We start from the raw sequence: 16639 nt of genomic DNA, 5'->3' as shown, positions 1-16639 counted from the left end.
TGAATAAAATACTGTTTTTGATGATTCTAAAGTAATTCTTCAAACATCACGTTTTTTTTAATTCAGTCATTTTTGTGGTATAGTTTTTGTCAACTAATTATTAGAAACAATCCAAAGATATGTTCAGCTTTAATTCTCAAATTAACGTTAGTCATTTAAACAATATTTACGGAGATGACGTAACGATTGTCAAAATAATGTTTGAGTCTTTTTTAGAAGATAGTTTACCAATTTGGGATGACATTCAGGCTAAATTACAACAAAAAAACTTCGCTGTAATAGGTGGTTTGGCACATCAATTTAAGCCTTGTTTCTCGATGATTGGGTTTCCAGACATCAGTCCTAAAATTCATGAATATGAACTTTATGCAAAAGGTAATCCAACAGGAGAAGAACTGATAAGACGTTACAACGAACTTTTGCCAGAAGTAGCAAAAGTAAAAGAGATTGTGATAGAAGAATTAAAACGAATGGAGGAAGAGGGAATCTAGCCTTTTTAATAATAAAAATCCTTTATAGTATTAACATACTGATTTAATATACTTGTTCAGTAGCTTGTTTAAATCAATGTATATTTGCTATATTGTTTAATGAATAGTTAAATAGCTTTGGTTTACTTTAAGGTAAAATTTATGGTTTGTCTAAAAAAAAATATTCTAAAGGTTGTTCTGTTCCTTGTGATCGGAATAAGCTCTTTTGAAGTGAATGCACAAACAGTATCAACAGATATTTTGATGGCGAAAGGCTTAGAATCAGAAGACTTTTTGCTTTTATTGATAGAATCAGCAATTAAGTTTTCTCCATTAGTCAAAAAGGGTACAGCAGCAGTTGAGGTTGCGAATGCCAGTTTAAAAATCAACAAAAATGCTATTTACAGTGGTGTAGCAGCATTATCTTCATACAATTATGGTACAAACTATTCTGCTGTAAATAATCCCACAGGTACTGTCCCAGGTGCCAATAGCTTTACCACATCACAAACAGGCTTTTATAATGTAGGGGTTGGTGTACAACTCTCTTTGATTAATATTTTGAATAGAAAACATACTATCAAGGCAGGACAAGCACAGATTAACAGTGCTTTGGCAGAGCAAGAAAATATTAATTTAACGATAAAACAAGAAGTGATAGGGCGATTCCAAGCACTTAAGCTAGCAAAGAAAATATTAACACTAAGTAATAGTAATTTACAATCTGTAGAATCTAGTTATATAATGGCTGAAAAACGGTTTGCGCAGAATCAAATTGGGATAGATGAACAATCGAAAGTACTAGAATCATACAATAAAGCAAAAATTGAATACGAAACATCTTTGAATACTTTTCAGACAGCATTTATGCAGTTAGAAGCTTTTGTGGGGGTGAATTTATCAACATTATTACAGCAGATTAAATGAGCTTTTTACATTTTATAAGGTTAATCATAAAAAACATCAAGTGGTTGATTCTAATCCCTTCGGCTTTAGCGTTTACTATTTTTTATTTTACTCGTAAAGAAAAGAAAGTATATTCTTCTGAATCAAATATCTATACAGGAATTGCCTCTGGCTACAGCTTGAATGGAAGTAACAAAACAGACTTTTTTGCAACAAGCAATGCCTTTGATAACCTTTTATCAGTAATTGATTCAAGAGATACCAAAATAGATGTAGCGATTGCTTTATTATCTGAACATTTACTTCTTAAAAAACATATTCCAGATGTATTATCTTGGGGTTCTTATGATGAACTTCAAAAGTTAATACCAGAAAGCGTTAAAAGCCAGATTGTTAAGCCTACTTTGGAAGAAACCAAGAAGGCCGTTAAGGCTTATATGGCGAAAGATAAAGAGAATGCTATTTACAAGCTTATCAATTCTGATAATGGATATTATTCTATCAATGCGCTTAATAAAATCAAGTCTTCTAGAATTAGTAGTAGTGACTTAATCAAGATTTCTTATGAAGCAAACGACCCTTATATCTGTAAACGAACAATAGAATTGTTGGAAGAGATTTTTATGCTTAAAAACAGAGAAATCAAAGAAGGACAAACCGTAAGTGCTTTAGGTTATTTTGAGTCGGAAACCAAAAAAGCCTTTGCCAAATTGGATTCGGCAGAAAGGTTATTTATGGAGTTTAATAAAAATAATGATATCATTAACTACTATGAACAAACTAAAGCTGTAGCAGGAGAAAGAGAAGGTCTATATGCAATGAACCATAGTTTGGAAATGGATAGAATGGCTTTAAGTTCATCTTTAGACAAAGTAAATGAAAATATCAAAGGAAAAACCTATCAGACATTGTATGGTAGTGATGTAATTAAAGAGAGAGGAAAACTATCTGATATTTATAATAAAATAGCCCTTGGAGAAGTACTTGATAAAAAAGGAGAAAACAAAGACCAAATAGATAGCTTAAAGAAAGCAGCAAGCCAACTTGAAAAAAAATTAAAGGTTTCTTTAGATAATCTTTATACAGATTCAAACACACCTAATGGGATACCTACCAAAACTGTATTAGATGAATGGTTCAAGAACACAATTGCTTTTGAACAAAGTAAGGCACGCTTAACGGTAATGGATAAACGTAAGGCAGAATTTGAAGCTGAATATAGAAAATTTGCGCCTTTAGGTGCGATGCTCAAAAAAATAGAACGCTTAATTTCTGTTTCAGAACAAGAATATTTGGATTTACTCCATAGTTTGAATGCCGCTAAGCTCAATCAACAAAATACAGAAATTACTGCAAAACTTAATGTAGTAGATCCTCCATACTTACCTTTAAAGCCTAATGCTTCCAAAAGATTAATATTGGTGATAGTAGGCTTTATGGTTGGTTTTGTTTTAGTATTAGCCTTGATTATTACTCAGGCTTTAATTAATAAAACATTAATGGAACCACAAAGAGCAAAAAATATTGTGGGTTTACCATTATTGGGAGTATATCCTTTATTGAATGAAAATCCATACTTTTTATTAAAGTCAAATCTCAGATTGATGCAACAATTGCTTGCAACAATTGACCTCTCTGTTAAACCCATTACTATTGGTTTGGTCAGTACACAAAAAAGTGAAGGGAAATCTACGTTAGCCTATTTATTAGCGAAAGAATTAACAGCTCTGGATTATTCAGTAGAAACACATACATGGAATAATGATTATGATTTAAAAGGAAGTCTAAATGCTGATTTTTCTTTGATAGAATTTCCGCCGTTAGATAATATGATTATTAAACCAGAATCATTTCCTCGTTTGAGTTGTACTATTTTGCTTTGTCGTGCCAATAGAATTTGGACAAAAATAGACAAAGAAATGATTAATATTTTCACCAAAACAACAGGAAATAAGCCATTTTTTGTACTCAATGGAGTAGATATAAGTTTTGCGGAAGAATACATCGGCGAAGTTCCTAAAAAACGAAATCTTATCAGAGCCTTCATTAAACATGTGGCTAAATTTGAATTTGGGAATAGAAATGCTATTAATAAAAATGCAAGAAATAAAAACTATACAGAGGGAGATAATCTAATCAATCCTGTAAAAAAAAATAAAGTAAGCGGAGTTGTTTTGTTTGGTGTTATAGCAGGATTGATTTTGTCTTCAATCGCCATTTATTTGTATAAAAAACAGCAGAAAGAAATTCCTGTAAAAGCCAATGAAGTTCAACAAACGATAGATTCTTCTTCCATAGACACAGGTTTTGGCAATAACTTTTCTGAAGGAGATAGTGCTTTCGTGAAAGGAACAGAAAGTAACAATGGGTTACGCTCTTCAAAGCAATTTTATGTGATAGCAGGGGCATTTAGCTCAGAAGCCAATGCCACAATCTATATGGAGGATTTGAAAAAAAATGGATTTACAAATGCACAGATAATTAGTTCAACACAAAAAAGCTCTACTGTAAGAGTAGCTTATGATGTATTTGGAACAGAAAGCGAAGCAAAAGATAAATCTGATCAAATCAATAGAAAATACGGTAAAAATACTTGGGTGTATTTTGAGCAGTAATTCTAACATTATCTAAATGGAGGGAGATTTATTCTATAATTCTAGAAATAAGCTAGGCAATGGTTGGCTTTTAGTTGCGATTGCTCTAGCTGTTTTTATGGGTATGGCTATTGCTAGAAATGGAATAGCTACTGGAATTCTATTTTTGGTTTTCCCTTTTGCAATTGGTTTTGTGATATTGATTTTTTATCAGCCAAGAGTCGGAATTATTAGTTTTTTGGTTTACTGTTTTATAATGCCCTATCTCGGTAAGCATATATCAGGTTTACAAGTGGGTATGGGTATTGAGGCAATACTCTTTAGTACTTTATTCGCAGTAATATTTTATCAGAAAAACCGATTTAGGAGAAGACACTTAAATAACGACTTGGTTTGGCTTACAATCTCGTGGATGGTACTTACATTTCTACAAATAGGTAATCCAGAAAGACCAAGTATTTTAGGATGGGTTTATGAAATGAGGTCATCTACGCTTTATTGGGTATTAACAGTAGTATTGACTTTTTTGGTATTCAATAAAAGGACAGATATTAATTTGTTTTTGAATATCATCATCATTATGTCTTTCATTGGGGCTCTTTATGGGATGAAGCAACTTTACTTGGGGGTTGATGAAGCAGAACATAAATGGCTGGAAGAAGGCGGTAAAAAAACACATATTCTTTTCGGTAAATTAAGAATATTTTCATACTATTTTGATGCAGCACAATTTGGGGCATCGCAAGGACATTTGGCAATTGTTTGTATTATTTTAGCAACAGGTCCATATAAACTACTAAAAAAGGCTTGGTTTGCTATTGCAGGATTGCTAATCTTTTATGGTATGCTAATCTCAGGAACTAGGGGAGCACTTTTTGCAATTGTTGGTGGTGGATTGATGTTTTTAATATTGATTAAACAAACAAAAATATTACTTCTTGGCGCTATTTTGGGAGGTGGATTTATCGGAATGCTAAAGTACACTAATATCGGAAGTGGTAATGCCGAGATTGTTCGCCTTAGGAGTTCCTTAGATCCCAAAGATGCGTCTTTACAAGTAAGGTTAATGAACCAAGCTATCCTACGAGATTACCTAGGTAGTAAACCATTCGGAACAGGAGTAGGTACTATGGGGCAATGGGGAGAAAAATTTAATTCAGATAAATATATTTCACATATTCCACCCGATAGTCTGTATGTAAAAATATGGGGAATGTATGGTATTATCGGTTTTATTATGTGGTTTGGTATCATGCTTTATATTCTAGGTAAATCATCAGGGATTATTTGGAAAACACGAGACCCTATACTAAAAAATCAATTAATTGCGCTATGTGGGGGAACAGCTGGGATTTTGTTGTGTAGTTATGGGAATGAAGTATTGAATACAATGCCGACTTCGGCAATTGTTTATATCAGTTGGGTTTTAATTTGGTTGAGCCCCCGTTGGGATATTCCAGAAGTTAAAACAGTATCAATTGCAGTAAATAGTGATGAAGAACAACTTTTACAGCACTAAAAAAGAAATATGAAGCTTTCGATATAACCATTTTGCTATGATACATCAAATAATTACCATTTTTGAAACAATAATACTTGCTTACCTTTCCATTCAGGTATTCTACTTACTTTTCTTTGCTCTAGCAGGAAAATTTTCTAACAAAAAGGATTTTCCTAAAGCGCAAAAGCTTAGAAAAATCCGCATTTTTATCCCCGGTTATAAAGAAGACGCTGTTATTATTGCAACAGCTAAAGATGCTATAAAACAAGACTATCCTAAAGAATTGTTTGAAGTTGTTATCATTGCCGATTCATTTAGCGAAGCTACTTTAAGTACATTAAAATCACTGCCAATAAAAGTGGTAGAAGTAAGCTTTGAAAAAAGTACGAAAGGGAAGGCATTACAAAAAGCAATTGAAGCTACTGCTATTGCTCCGGTTGATATTGTAGTGATTTTGGATGCCGATAACCACATGACACAAGGTTTTTTGCATGCGGTGAACGATGCTTATGAACAGGGTTATCAAGTAATTCAAGGGCATAGAACTGCTAAAGATTTTAAAACACCTTTTGCTCTATTAGATGCTTGTACGGAAGAAATCAACAATAATATTTTTCGTCGTGGTCATGTTGCTGTTGGTTTACCATCTGCCTTGATTGGTAGCGGAATGGCGTTTGACTGGAACTTGTTCGTAAACTATCTGAAAGATATAGGCGATACTTCTGGTGAAGATAAAGAATTAGAGTTTAGAATTATAAGAGATAAAAAAGACGTTGCTTTTCTTGACAAGAAATATGTTTTAGATGAAAAAGTAGCTAAAACAGATGTATTCAGTCAACAAAGAAGCAGATGGTTAGCCATGCAAGTAGAGTTTCTGGAAAAGTACTTTATTGAGGGTTGGTTTCAGTTATTCAAAGGAAATATTGCTTTTTTTAATAAAGTATTCCAAACATATTTATTTCCAAGAGTAATGTTAGTTGCGGTGATGGTACTGTGGTTGATTGTTTCTTTTGTTTTTTCAAGCGAACATCTCAATTATAGTATTGGTTTATTTTTGGCTTTGGCTTTTTCGTTGTTATTGAGTATTCCTTCAAAATGGTATAATAAGCAATTACTAATGGCTTTTTTACAAATTCCAGGAGCCATCATTTCCATGTTGAAGGCGATGTTCAAGATAGGAAAAGCTAGAAAACAGTTTATCCATACTCCACACGGAGATAGCGAACACTAAAAACAATAAAATTATGCCTTGGGACATTATAGCGATTCCAGTCATTATTTGCCTTATTTGGGGTTTTAGACAAGGATTGAAAGTTAAAAATAGAAAATATGTCAGAAAACGTTGAAGCATATATCGTCATTGCACAACAAGAATGGGCATTGAATTTAGGAAGCAATGCCAGAAATTTGGCAGTAGAGTTCAGTAAAACTAAACCTGTACTGTATGTTAATCCTGCTATTGACATTAACTCTATTTTGAAACAAATCAATACTCCGCATGGAAAGCAGAGAATAAAACTTGCCTTGGGTATCGGCGAAAACACTGTCAAAGCAGGGGAAAATTTATGGGTACATACCCCAGCAACAATTAGCTATTCAATTAACTGGTTGAAGAATTTAAGCTTGTATGATACTTTAAATGAACGCAATGGTAAAGGCTTTTTTAATAGCCTTAAGAAAGGAATAAAAAGTTTAGGGTGGAACCCTCAGAAAGTAGTTGTGTTAAATGATAGCCAGATGTTTACGGCATTGTTTACCAAAAAATATCTTCAACCTCTATTGAGCTTTTATTATATCAGAGATAATCTGATAGAGCATCCATATTTTAAATTTCATGGAAGCAGAGTAGAACCCAAAGCCATTGAAATGGCGGATGCCGTTTTTGCTAACTCGGCTTATCTAGCAGATTATGCTCGAAACCATAATGACATTAGCTTAGATATTGGTCAAGGTTGTGAAACCGATATTTACCAAGCTGACTTTACTTACACAGAACCTGAAGATTTGGCAAAAATACCACATCCAAGAATTGGATACGCAGGTTTGCTTACTTCTGAACGATTAGACATACAGTTACTCATAGATATTGCAGAAACGAGCCCAGATTGGCAAATAGTATTAATTGGACCAGAAGAAACAGTTTTTGAACATAGTCGTTTACATTCTATCAAAAATGTACATTTTTTAGGCGCTAAAAAACCAAGTCAGTTACCCGCTTACATGCAGTACTTAGATGTATGTATGAACCCACAATTATTAAATGCTTTAACCATTGGTAATTATCCTAGAAAAATAGATGAATACTTGGCAATGGGAAAACCAACGGTGGCAACAGATACACCAGCCATGAAAATGTTTTTGCCCCATGTTGAATTAGCAATGGGTAAAGAAGGCTATAAACAAGCGATCGAAAAAGCATTATTGCCACAAAACGCATCAGCTAGAAACGCAGCAATAGAATGTGCCAAAGGGCATACTTGGGAGGCTTGTGTAAAACAAATTTATACTATTCAGAATCAGTTATTGAATAGTAATTAATTGAATATGAGAAACCACTTTTTGAGAAACCTAAATTAGGCATACTTCAATATATATAAATCTGATGATATGAATACACAAGTTATCATTTCTAAGTTAAGGAATAAACACTTTTTGTCGCTCGTGGGTAATGGCTCAATGTCTGTTTTGGCGATGGTGACAGTTGGTATTTTACTCCGTAATATGACATCAGCAGATATTGGCTATTGGTTTTTCTTTCAAACTACCTTTTCATTGATTGATACTTTCAGAGTTGGCTTTTTACAAACTGCTATGATTAAGTTTTATTCAGGAGCAGAAAGAGAAAAAGCCGACGCCGTTTTAGGTTCAGTATGGTACTTGAGTCTTCTAATTACAGGAGTGCTAATTGTTGTTAATATTTTGGCGGCTTTTGCCATACCATTCATTGATAATTTTGGAATGGAAACGGTGATAAAATGGTTTGGAATTACTTTTTTATTCACGCTTCCTTCATCTGTTGCAGCTTGGACTTTACAGTCAGACCAACGATTTGATAGCCTTCTGTTGATTCGTGTAGTTAGCCAAGGAGCGTTTATTTTAATGTTACTTGTTACAATCTTCTTCGCAAATTTAGACCTCAATTTAGTTTTATTAATCAATGCGCTAAGTTCTATTACTGTAAGTTTGTTTTGTATTTATCAAGGGTGGACTCGTATGAAAACCTTTAGCAAAAGAACAAAAGAATGGATTTTAGAATTATTTCACTTTGGTAAATACAGTGTAGGAACTAATATTAGCACCAATTTGCTAAGAAGCTCTGATACTTTTGTGATAATGTTTGTATTGGGTACTGCTGGACCTGCTGCCATAACAATGTACACAATGCCAATGCGTTTGATGGAAGTAATCGAAATACCTTTAAGAAGCTTTTTATCAACCGCAATGCCTTCGATGTCAGCGGCTTTTAATAGAGGAAATAAGGAAGAGGTAGTAGGAATTATGCAAAAATACGCAGGAACACTTGTGCTTGCTCTTTTTCCGGTTTCGGTAGTGGCTGTTATTTTGGCAGATATAGCTATTGTTATTTTGGGGGGAAGCCAGTATTCTGGTTCTCATGCAGTTTCGGTGTATCGTATTTTTATGTCTTTTGCCATGTTTTATCCCATTGATAGATTCCTAGGAATTACTTTGGATATTATCCATCAACCAAGAATAAATTTCTATAAAGTATTAGTAATGCTTGGGATAAATGTTACGTTTGATTTTATTGGGATTCATCTCTTCGGAAATATCAATGGAGTAGCTTTAGCAACCTTTTTCACCTTTTTATCAGGAGTACTGTTTGGATATTATTGGTTGAAAAAATATTTGGATTTTACTTTGATAGGCTTTTTTACTGCGGGTTTTGCAGAGATAAAAACTATGGCTCAAGAGTATTTACTAAAAAACAAAACCGCAAAATAATGAGGATTGCACATTTAATGTTAGTCCATGCAAACCCATCTCAATTACAAAGATTAATCAATCGTCTGGCTCATCCAGATGCTGATTTTTATATACATGTAGATTTAAAAGCAGATATTAGTCCATTTCTTTTTTTAGCATCGGAGCATGTAAAGTTGATTACGAATCGAGTAAGTGTATATTGGGGTGCCTACAGTATTGTCCAAGCTACCGTGAATAGCTTTGAAGAAATTTTGGCATCATCAACAAAATATGATTACATCAATCTGTTGAGCGGTCAAGATTATCCCTTAAAAAGTACTCATGAAATTCATGCTTTTCTTGAACAGAACCCTGATAAAGCATTTATGCACACGCTTTCTGTAGCCACAGAATGGCAAGAAGCAATTCCTAGAGTCACAAAATATCATTTATCAAATTATCAATTTTCTGGGAGAAACATGGCAGAAAAATATATCAACATGCTTTTGCCCAAAAGAAAAATGCCTAATCATTTGATTCCCGTTGGGCGCTCTCAGTGGTTTACCATTACGAGCAAACATGTTGAATATATTGTAACCTACTTACAGCAAAATAAAAATGTAAAACGATTTTTTGAACTTACTTGGGGAAGTGATGAAATCGTTTTTCAAACTATTCTTTATAACTCTATTTTTCAAAATGAGATGGTGAACGATAACCTTCGTTACATTGATTGGTCAGAAGGAAATGCTAGTCCAAAAACCTTCAAAATGGAAGATTTGCCAACTTTACTTAGCTCAGGAAAATTGTTTGCTCGCAAATTTAATGAAACCGTTGATAGCAAAGTTTTGGATGCGCTTGATTCTTTATAACATCACAGGCAAACCAGTTTTTACTGATTCATCACAAGCGAAAGCGATTCTTAGGCTGTTTACGGCATCTTCAAGATGGTCAGTTAAATCAACATCTTCTTGAATGGCTTTTAAGAAAAACCTTTGTTCACGATTGCAAAGTTCTTGGTGGTCTGGCTCGTCGGTGAGATTTATCCATTTATCAGCTCTTGTAAAAGCGTTTTCTGAATTAATGTCTGAATAATGTACTCTTAAAGATTCCGTTTTGGTATGCGAATCCACATTGTCAGATTTTCCAGTTCCTCCAGCTTCTTTTGCTACAATTGAAACGCAACCTTTTGGTCCGATTACGTCTTTGATAAAGAAAGCGGTTTCGCTCATCATTGGTCCCCAACCTGCTTCGTACCAACCCACAGAACCATCTTCAAAACGAATCTGTAATTGTCCATAATTATAATTTCCTTCAGGAATATCATCTGTCAATCTCGCTCCAATGGCATTTACTTGTATCGGTTTTGAACGTGTCATTTGGCACATTACGTCGATATAATGCACGCCACAATCCACAATCGGACTTAAACTTTTCATCAAATTACGATGTACATTCCACATTACGCCATGACTTTGCTGATTCAAGTTCATACGCATCACCAAAGGTTTTCCCATTTCTTGGGCAATTTCTACAAATTTTTCCCAAGAAGGATGATGCCTTAAAATATAGCCCACTGCTACTTTTTTCCCTTTCTTCGTTGCTAAATCAGCTACTCTTTTCGCTCCTTCCACGGTATCAGCCAAAGGTTTTTCGATAAAAACATGACAATCTGCTTCCAAAGCCATTACCGCAAATGCTTCATGTGTATCTGGATAAGTAGAAATACAAACAGCATCAGGTTTTGTACTTGCCAGCGCTTCGGCATAATCGCTAAAAAGTGGATAGCCCCCGCCCAAATGTTCGTTGAGTACTTCTTTACTTTTTCCAGTAGAAACGATTCCGCAGATTTCAAAACCTTCGGTATTTTGATAAGCAATGGCATGAGAAGCCCCCATATTGCCGCAACCTACTACAAGTACTTTTATGGATTGTTTTTGAAGTGTCATGATTTGAAAATTATGATGATATGATTGAAAACAGTCTTCAAATCTAAGCAGTTCAATGAATATTTTTATCCTGTTTTTAAGATAAATCTGTTATTTGAATCCATTTTTGATTTTTTAGCTAAGTTTTTTATAAAGTGTTGATTGCGAATCGGCAACATATTTCCGTACAGGTCAAATCAATGTAAATGATATAGATTTAAAAACATAGATTTGTACAGATATATCATTAATAAATCTAAAAAAAGATGAAAAGACGCTCTGCAATAAAAAACTTATCGGTAGCATTAGGCGGATTGGTAAGTTTACCTACTTGGGCTTCGGGTTGGACGAGCCAAAGCATAGGACAATTTTCTAATTTAGCCACCAACGATGAAGTACTTCTTGCTGAAATTGTAGAAACAATTATTCCTGAAACCAATACTCCTGGAGCAAAATCGCTAAAAGTACATCAGTTTGCCATGCGAATGATAAATGATTGTTACGGCGAAAATGCACAGAGTACTTTAAAGCAAGGTTTGGTTTTAATCAATGAGCTTTCTCAACAAAATCATCAAAAATCTTTCGTAGAAAGTAGCAAATCTCAACGCATTGATACTTTTCTGAAAATGAGTGCTTCTACAAATACAGTAGCGAAACAATTTGCGGATATGATAAAAAGATTGACGATTCAAGGATATACCAATTCTGAATATTACATGGTCAATCAATTGAAATTCAATATGGCACCGGGATATTATCATGGTTGCGTTCCGATTCCAAGATAGTTTTGGCTTTCGGGTTTCAGCCGTCGGTCATCAGCTTTCAGCTACGATGGACAATTCACAATTCATCACTCACAATTCATAACTCTTACTTAACATGTCATATCTGAATATCAATGCTATAAAAGACCGAACTTTTGATGCCATCGTAATTGGTTCGGGAATTAGTGGTGGTTGGGCTGCCAAAGAACTTACGGGCAAAGGTTTAAAAACGCTTGTTTTAGAGCGTGGACGTGATGTTCAACACATTACGGATTATCCTACCACGATGATGCAACCGTGGGAATTTGAACATTTGGGACAATTACCCAAAGCCATCAAAGATGCCAATCCTATCGTTAGTAGATGTTATGCTTTCAATGAAGATGCAGCACACTTTTTCGTGAAAGATGCTGAACATCCTTATGTGCAAGAAAAGCCTTTCGATTGGATTCGTGGTTACCAAGTAGGTGGGAAATCATTAATGTGGGCAAGAGGCACGCAACGTTGGTCAGAACATGATTTTGATGGCCCCGCTCGTGATGGTTTTGCCGTAGATTGGCCTATTCGTTATGCCGATATTGCTCCTTGGTACAGTTATGTAGAAAAATTTGCAGGAATTTCTGGGAATAAAGACGGTTTAGCAAGTTTGCCAGATGGAGAATTTTTACCACCACACGAGATGTCTTGCGTAGAAAAGCACTTCAGCGAACAAACGGCTAAACATTATAACAATACTCGTCCAGTGATTATTGGTCGTTGTGCGCATCTTACAAAACCACAACCCATTCATTTACAGCAAGGTAGAGGTCAGTGTCAAAACCGTTCCTTATGCCAGCGGGGTTGTCCTTATGGTGGATATTTTAGTAGTAATTCTTCTACACTTCCGTGGGCGGCACGCACGGGAAAAATGACTTTGAAACCAAATTCAGTCGTACATTCTATCATTTTTGATGAAAAGAAAAACAAGGCTTCGGGCGTAAGAGTGATTGATGCGCATACCAAAGAAATGACGGAGTATTATGCAAAAATCATTTTTGTGAATGCGGCTACTTTAAATTCTAATTTGATTTTGTTAAATTCTACTTCAAATCGTTTCCAAAATGGTTTGGGGAACGATAATGGTTTGTTGGGCAAGTACATTGCTTTTCACAATTTCCGTACAACGATTTCTGCCGAGTACGAAGGCTTTTTGAATAGCACAACCGAAGGGATTCGTCCGAACAGTAGTTATATTCCACGTTTTAGAAATGTTTTCAAGCAAGAAACCGATTTTTTAAGAGGCTATGCTGCTGGTTTTGGTTCAAGCAGAATTACTTCAAATGATACTTCGGGCATCGGTGAATCTTTGAAAAACAGCTTGAATGAACAACAATATGGTAATTGGCGAGTAGGTTCGCACATGATGGGCGAAACCATTCCGAAAGAAAGTAATTATGTAGCTTTGGATAAAAAATTATTAGATCCTTGGGGAATTCCACAACTGAAAATTTCGGTAGCGTATGATGATAACGATGAAAAAATGATTCAGGATTTCCATACAGAAATGGCTGAAATGTTGACGAAAGCGGGTTTCAAAAATATTCAAACACATGACAAACCAGATAAAGCTCCCGGTTTGGATATTCACGAAATGGGTGGCGTGCGTATGGGAAAAGATCCTAAAACGTCGTTATTGAACAAGTGGAATCAGTTACATACTTGTAAAAATGTATTCGTAACGGATGGCGCTTGTATGACTTCTACTTCAACACAAAATCCTTCATTAACTTTTATGGCAATTACAGCTCGTGCGGCAGATTATGCCGTAAAAGAAATGAGAAAAGGAAACCTTTAAAATGTTGAATTTGGAGTGTTGAATGAGGAGTGATAATTTTAGCGTGTAAAAATAGAAAAGAAAATATTACAGTTTTTAACATTATAAATATGAGAAAAATAAATGCTTACTTGTTGATTTTTAGCTTGTTATTAATTTTTTCTTCACAAGCACAAACGCCGAAAAAAGGAAAATGGGTTAGTCTTTTTAACCAAAAAGATTTGAGTGGCTGGAAGATTTACGGTACTGAAAAATGGTACGTAGAAAATGGCGAATTGATTTGCGAAAGTGGTCCTGATAAAGAATACGGTTACTTAGGAACAGAACAAAGTTTTCAAGACTTTGAGTTGAGTCTTCAGTTTAAACAAGAAGCCGATGGCAACAGTGGCGTGTTTTTTCATTCAAGTATTGATGGAACAAAAATTACTGGCTGGCAAGCAGAAGTAGCTCCTCCGGGACATTGGACAGGCGGAATTTATGAGTCTTACGGAAGAGGTTGGTTGATTAAACCAACTGACGACAAAGACAAAGCCCTAAAAATGGGAGAATGGAATACGATGGTTGTAAAAGTAGTAGGCAACCAAGTAACAACTTTTGTAAACGGACAAGAAATGATTACGCTCAATGATGAAAAAATTGGCGGACGTGCAGGAATCATTGCTTTACAAATTCACAGTGGCGGTGGCATTAAAGTAAAATGGCGTAAATTAAAAGTGAAAAGTTTATAAGAACTGCTTGAAAATGATGAGGTAAACTTTGTTTTTACTTCATCATTTTTCATTCAATTGGATGAATAGAACTACTCAAATATTAACACTATTTTGAAATATTTAGGCTGGTGTTTGTTAAAATAAAGCTAATGTTTTATTTTTATGTAAATAGAAAATTAAATTTTTCTACTTCATTCACAATACCAAGTCTTATGAAAGTACTTCCATTTACGATTCCAGTTCCTCACGATAAAACGATTATTGTTCAAAAAGACGTTCTACCGCACTTTTATCCGCATTTACATAGGCATCAAGAAATTCAATTGATGTGGATTCAGCAAGGTGAAGGCACTTTGATTGCTGATAACAATATGCACCGTTTTCGTTCGAATGAAATTTATTGGTTGGGTGCGAATCAGCCTCATCTTTTCAAAAGTGAAGCTTCTTATTTTCATCCAAAAAGTAAAAAGAAAGTAACGGCAACAGCTATTTTCTTTAATCCAAGCGGGCAATTATCTTCTTTTTTTGACTTACCAGAGATCAATACGCTTAAAAGATTTTTACAGCAACACTCTAACGGATTCAAAATTCCGCAGGAAAATGTTTCAGAAATAGCCAATAAAATTGGCTTGCTCAATAAAAGTAATGGCGTGAGTCAGATGATTCATTTTATAGATTTACTGAGAAGTATCGCTGCTATTCCTTCGCTTTTACCACTTTCAATGAGTACACAACCACAGAATTATAGCGAAAATGAAGGCTTAAGAATTAGTAATATTTATAATTTTATCATGCAGGAATACGAAAAGCCCATCACGCTTGAAGATGCTGCCAACAAAGCCCACATGACGCCACACGCTTTTTGTAGGTATTTTAAAAAGCATACTCGTCATACTTTTTTGTCATTTCTCAACGAAGTTCGAATCAACGAAGCCTGTAAAAAATTAACGAGTAGTAATAACGAAACCATTGCCAACGTGGCTTATAGCTGTGGTTTTAATAGCATTACGAACTTCAACAGGGTATTCAAACGCATCACCAATCAATCGCCTAGCGAATACGTAGAGCGTTATTTTAATCGAGAAGCCAAGTAAGGTTTTGATTATTTTGTGATAAAACCCATAATCTCATCTGCAAAAGCTTGCGTGCGATAAGTACCGTTATGATTACCTTTGACTAATTTTAAACTAGCATTTTTGAAATACGTTTGCAGTACTTTAGGGTCACCATTATCAAGGTCTTCGTCACCACAGATGATTAAAACAGGATTTTTGTATTTCATTAATTCTGTTGGCAAAGTAACAGGCTGATATTTTTGTAAGAAACCCAAAGCAATGGTATCAACTCCGATAGACTTGGCATAAGCCACAGCTCCAGCCGTTTCTGGATGCAAATGAGCTTTTCCGCTAAAAGCGTCCGAAAACATTTTTCTTCTGTCCCAATCAGGATTGGTAAAATGTTGACCAACGCCACCTAAAATGGTTTTTGTTACTCTTTTATCTTTGGCCAATAATTTTGCGGCAACAATCGCTCCTCTCGAATAACCCACCAAAGTATAATCTTTGATTTTTAGGGAAGAAATCAAGCTCATCAAGTCTTTTACTTCGGCCTCATTTTGGTAAAATTTATCTTCATGCGGTTTGTCGGAAGCTCCATTTCCACGCATATCGGGTACGATTACTCTGAAACCTTTTTCGATTAAATCCTTGTATAAAGCCGTTTTTCGCCAATTTGCTCCAGTATTGATAAAACCGTGCAGCAAGAGTACAGCCTTGCCCCTTCCCGTATCTTCGTAAGCAATATTTTGTCCATCAAAAGAAGTAAAACGCTTAAAGTTTTGGGCTTTTATTGCTGAAAATGATAGGATTAGGATTGATAAAATGAGTGCGTATTTTTTCATAGTTTTTGGGTTTAAAATTGAATTTTTGGAATAAGTTGGCAGTGAAGACACTGCCAACGGCATAGCAAATTCCATTGTGGAACGGCAAACCCTTGCGGTTGCCGTATTCGCCGAAACGACAACCGCAAG

14 protein-coding genes are annotated in these 16639 nt (G+C 34.9%); 12 read left to right on the top strand and 2 right to left on the bottom strand.

Annotated elements, in window-relative coordinates:
• The first annotated feature begins 119 nt into the window (after positions 1 to 119).
• The 8 genes from ABID42_RS19985 (at position 120) to ABID42_RS19950 (ending at position 10267) form a co-directional block, all read left to right on the top strand.
• Positions 120 to 491 (top strand): Hpt domain-containing protein, encoded by a 372-nt coding sequence (locus tag ABID42_RS19985; RefSeq protein WP_367285163.1) that lies wholly within the window; start codon positions 120 to 122, stop codon positions 489 to 491.
• A 210-nt stretch (positions 492 to 701) separates the two neighbouring features.
• Positions 702 to 1397, top strand: a complete 696-nt coding sequence (locus ABID42_RS19980) for a TolC family protein (protein WP_367285162.1) — start codon at positions 702 to 704, stop codon at positions 1395 to 1397.
• Between the two features lie 44 nt (positions 1398 to 1441).
• On the top strand, positions 1442 to 3991 hold the full coding sequence (locus ABID42_RS19975; RefSeq protein WP_367285161.1) for an SPOR domain-containing protein: 2550 nt from the start codon (positions 1442 to 1444) through the stop codon (positions 3989 to 3991).
• Between the two features lie 16 nt (positions 3992 to 4007).
• Positions 4008 to 5489: an O-antigen ligase family protein gene (locus ABID42_RS19970; RefSeq protein WP_323689788.1), complete on the top strand. Its 1482-nt coding sequence runs from the start codon at positions 4008 to 4010 to the stop codon at positions 5487 to 5489.
• Between the two features lie 37 nt (positions 5490 to 5526).
• On the top strand, positions 5527 to 6702 hold the full coding sequence (locus tag ABID42_RS19965) for a glycosyltransferase family 2 protein (RefSeq protein WP_367285160.1): 1176 nt from the start codon (positions 5527 to 5529) through the stop codon (positions 6700 to 6702).
• A 98-nt stretch (positions 6703 to 6800) separates the two neighbouring features.
• Entirely contained in the window at positions 6801 to 8009 is a 1209-nt protein-coding gene (locus ABID42_RS19960; protein ID WP_323689790.1) for a glycosyltransferase, read from the top strand.
• Positions 8010 to 8078: 69 nt separating this feature from the next.
• Complete coding sequence (locus tag ABID42_RS19955; protein WP_367285159.1) at positions 8079 to 9434, top strand: oligosaccharide flippase family protein; 1356 nt, start codon at positions 8079 to 8081, stop codon at positions 9432 to 9434.
• Positions 9434 to 10267: a beta-1,6-N-acetylglucosaminyltransferase gene (locus ABID42_RS19950; protein ID WP_367285158.1), complete on the top strand. Its 834-nt coding sequence runs from the start codon at positions 9434 to 9436 to the stop codon at positions 10265 to 10267. The genes ABID42_RS19955 and ABID42_RS19950 overlap by 1 nt, the downstream gene beginning before the upstream one ends.
• Here ABID42_RS19950 and ABID42_RS19945 read toward each other — a convergent pair.
• Entirely contained in the window at positions 10262 to 11344 is a 1083-nt protein-coding gene (locus ABID42_RS19945) for a Gfo/Idh/MocA family protein (protein WP_367285157.1), read from the bottom strand. The two genes, ABID42_RS19950 and ABID42_RS19945, sit on opposite strands and share 6 nt — an antisense overlap.
• A 245-nt stretch (positions 11345 to 11589) precedes the next feature.
• Here ABID42_RS19945 and ABID42_RS19940 point away from each other — a divergent pair, with 245 nt between their 5' ends.
• From ABID42_RS19940 to ABID42_RS19925, 4 genes are all read left to right on the top strand, one after another.
• The gene (locus ABID42_RS19940) at positions 11590 to 12108 is read left to right on the top strand and encodes a gluconate 2-dehydrogenase subunit 3 family protein (protein ID WP_367285156.1); all 519 of its coding nucleotides are present in this window, start codon (positions 11590 to 11592) and stop codon (positions 12106 to 12108) included.
• 94 nt (positions 12109 to 12202) lie between these two features.
• Entirely contained in the window at positions 12203 to 13921 is a 1719-nt protein-coding gene (locus ABID42_RS19935; protein ID WP_367285155.1) for a GMC oxidoreductase, read from the top strand.
• 89 nt (positions 13922 to 14010) lie between these two features.
• A complete protein-coding gene (locus tag ABID42_RS19930) occupies positions 14011 to 14628 on the top strand; it encodes a 3-keto-disaccharide hydrolase (RefSeq protein WP_367285154.1) in 618 nt (205 codons plus the stop codon).
• A gap of 194 nt (positions 14629 to 14822) precedes the next feature.
• Positions 14823 to 15704, top strand: a complete 882-nt coding sequence (locus ABID42_RS19925; RefSeq protein ID WP_367285153.1) for an AraC family transcriptional regulator — start codon at positions 14823 to 14825, stop codon at positions 15702 to 15704.
• Positions 15705 to 15712: 8 nt separating this feature from the next.
• Here ABID42_RS19925 and ABID42_RS19920 read toward each other — a convergent pair whose 3' ends face one another.
• Positions 15713 to 16510 carry an alpha/beta fold hydrolase gene (locus ABID42_RS19920; RefSeq protein ID WP_367285152.1) on the bottom strand — a complete coding sequence of 266 codons (798 nt, stop codon included), beginning with the start codon at positions 16508 to 16510 and terminating at the stop codon, positions 15713 to 15715.
• Positions 16511 to 16639: the final 129 nt, after the last annotated feature.

The organism is Arcicella rosea (assembly GCF_040543805.1).
Lineage (GTDB): Bacteria > Bacteroidota > Bacteroidia > Cytophagales > Spirosomataceae > Arcicella > Arcicella rosea.
Note: the sequence above shows the minus strand (reverse complement) of the source record. Positions and strands in the feature narration are given on the sequence as shown.

Bases quoted from the DNA above. Each gene is read 5' to 3' on its own strand.
- ABID42_RS19955 (WP_367285159.1), top strand. From the start codon at position 8,079: ATGAATACACAAGTTATCATTTCTAAGTTAAGGAATAAACACTTTTTG.
- ABID42_RS19965 (WP_367285160.1), top strand. From the start codon at position 5,527: ATGATACATCAAATAATTACCATTTTTGAAACAATAATACTTGCTTAC.
- ABID42_RS19970 (WP_323689788.1), top strand. From the start codon at position 4,008: ATGGAGGGAGATTTATTCTATAATTCTAGAAATAAGCTAGGCAATGGT.
- ABID42_RS19950 (WP_367285158.1), top strand. From the start codon at position 9,434: ATGAGGATTGCACATTTAATGTTAGTCCATGCAAACCCATCTCAATTA.
- ABID42_RS19940 (WP_367285156.1), top strand. From the start codon at position 11,590: ATGAAAAGACGCTCTGCAATAAAAAACTTATCGGTAGCATTAGGCGGA.
- ABID42_RS19920 (WP_367285152.1), bottom strand. From the start codon at position 16,510: ATGAAAAAATACGCACTCATTTTATCAATCCTAATCCTATCATTTTCA.
- ABID42_RS19925 (WP_367285153.1), top strand. From the start codon at position 14,823: ATGAAAGTACTTCCATTTACGATTCCAGTTCCTCACGATAAAACGATT.
- ABID42_RS19960 (WP_323689790.1), top strand. From the start codon at position 6,801: ATGTCAGAAAACGTTGAAGCATATATCGTCATTGCACAACAAGAATGG.
- ABID42_RS19930 (WP_367285154.1), top strand. From the start codon at position 14,011: ATGAGAAAAATAAATGCTTACTTGTTGATTTTTAGCTTGTTATTAATT.
- ABID42_RS19945 (WP_367285157.1), bottom strand. From the start codon at position 11,344: ATGACACTTCAAAAACAATCCATAAAAGTACTTGTAGTAGGTTGCGGC.
- ABID42_RS19985 (WP_367285163.1), top strand. From the start codon at position 120: ATGTTCAGCTTTAATTCTCAAATTAACGTTAGTCATTTAAACAATATT.
- ABID42_RS19935 (WP_367285155.1), top strand. From the start codon at position 12,203: ATGTCATATCTGAATATCAATGCTATAAAAGACCGAACTTTTGATGCC.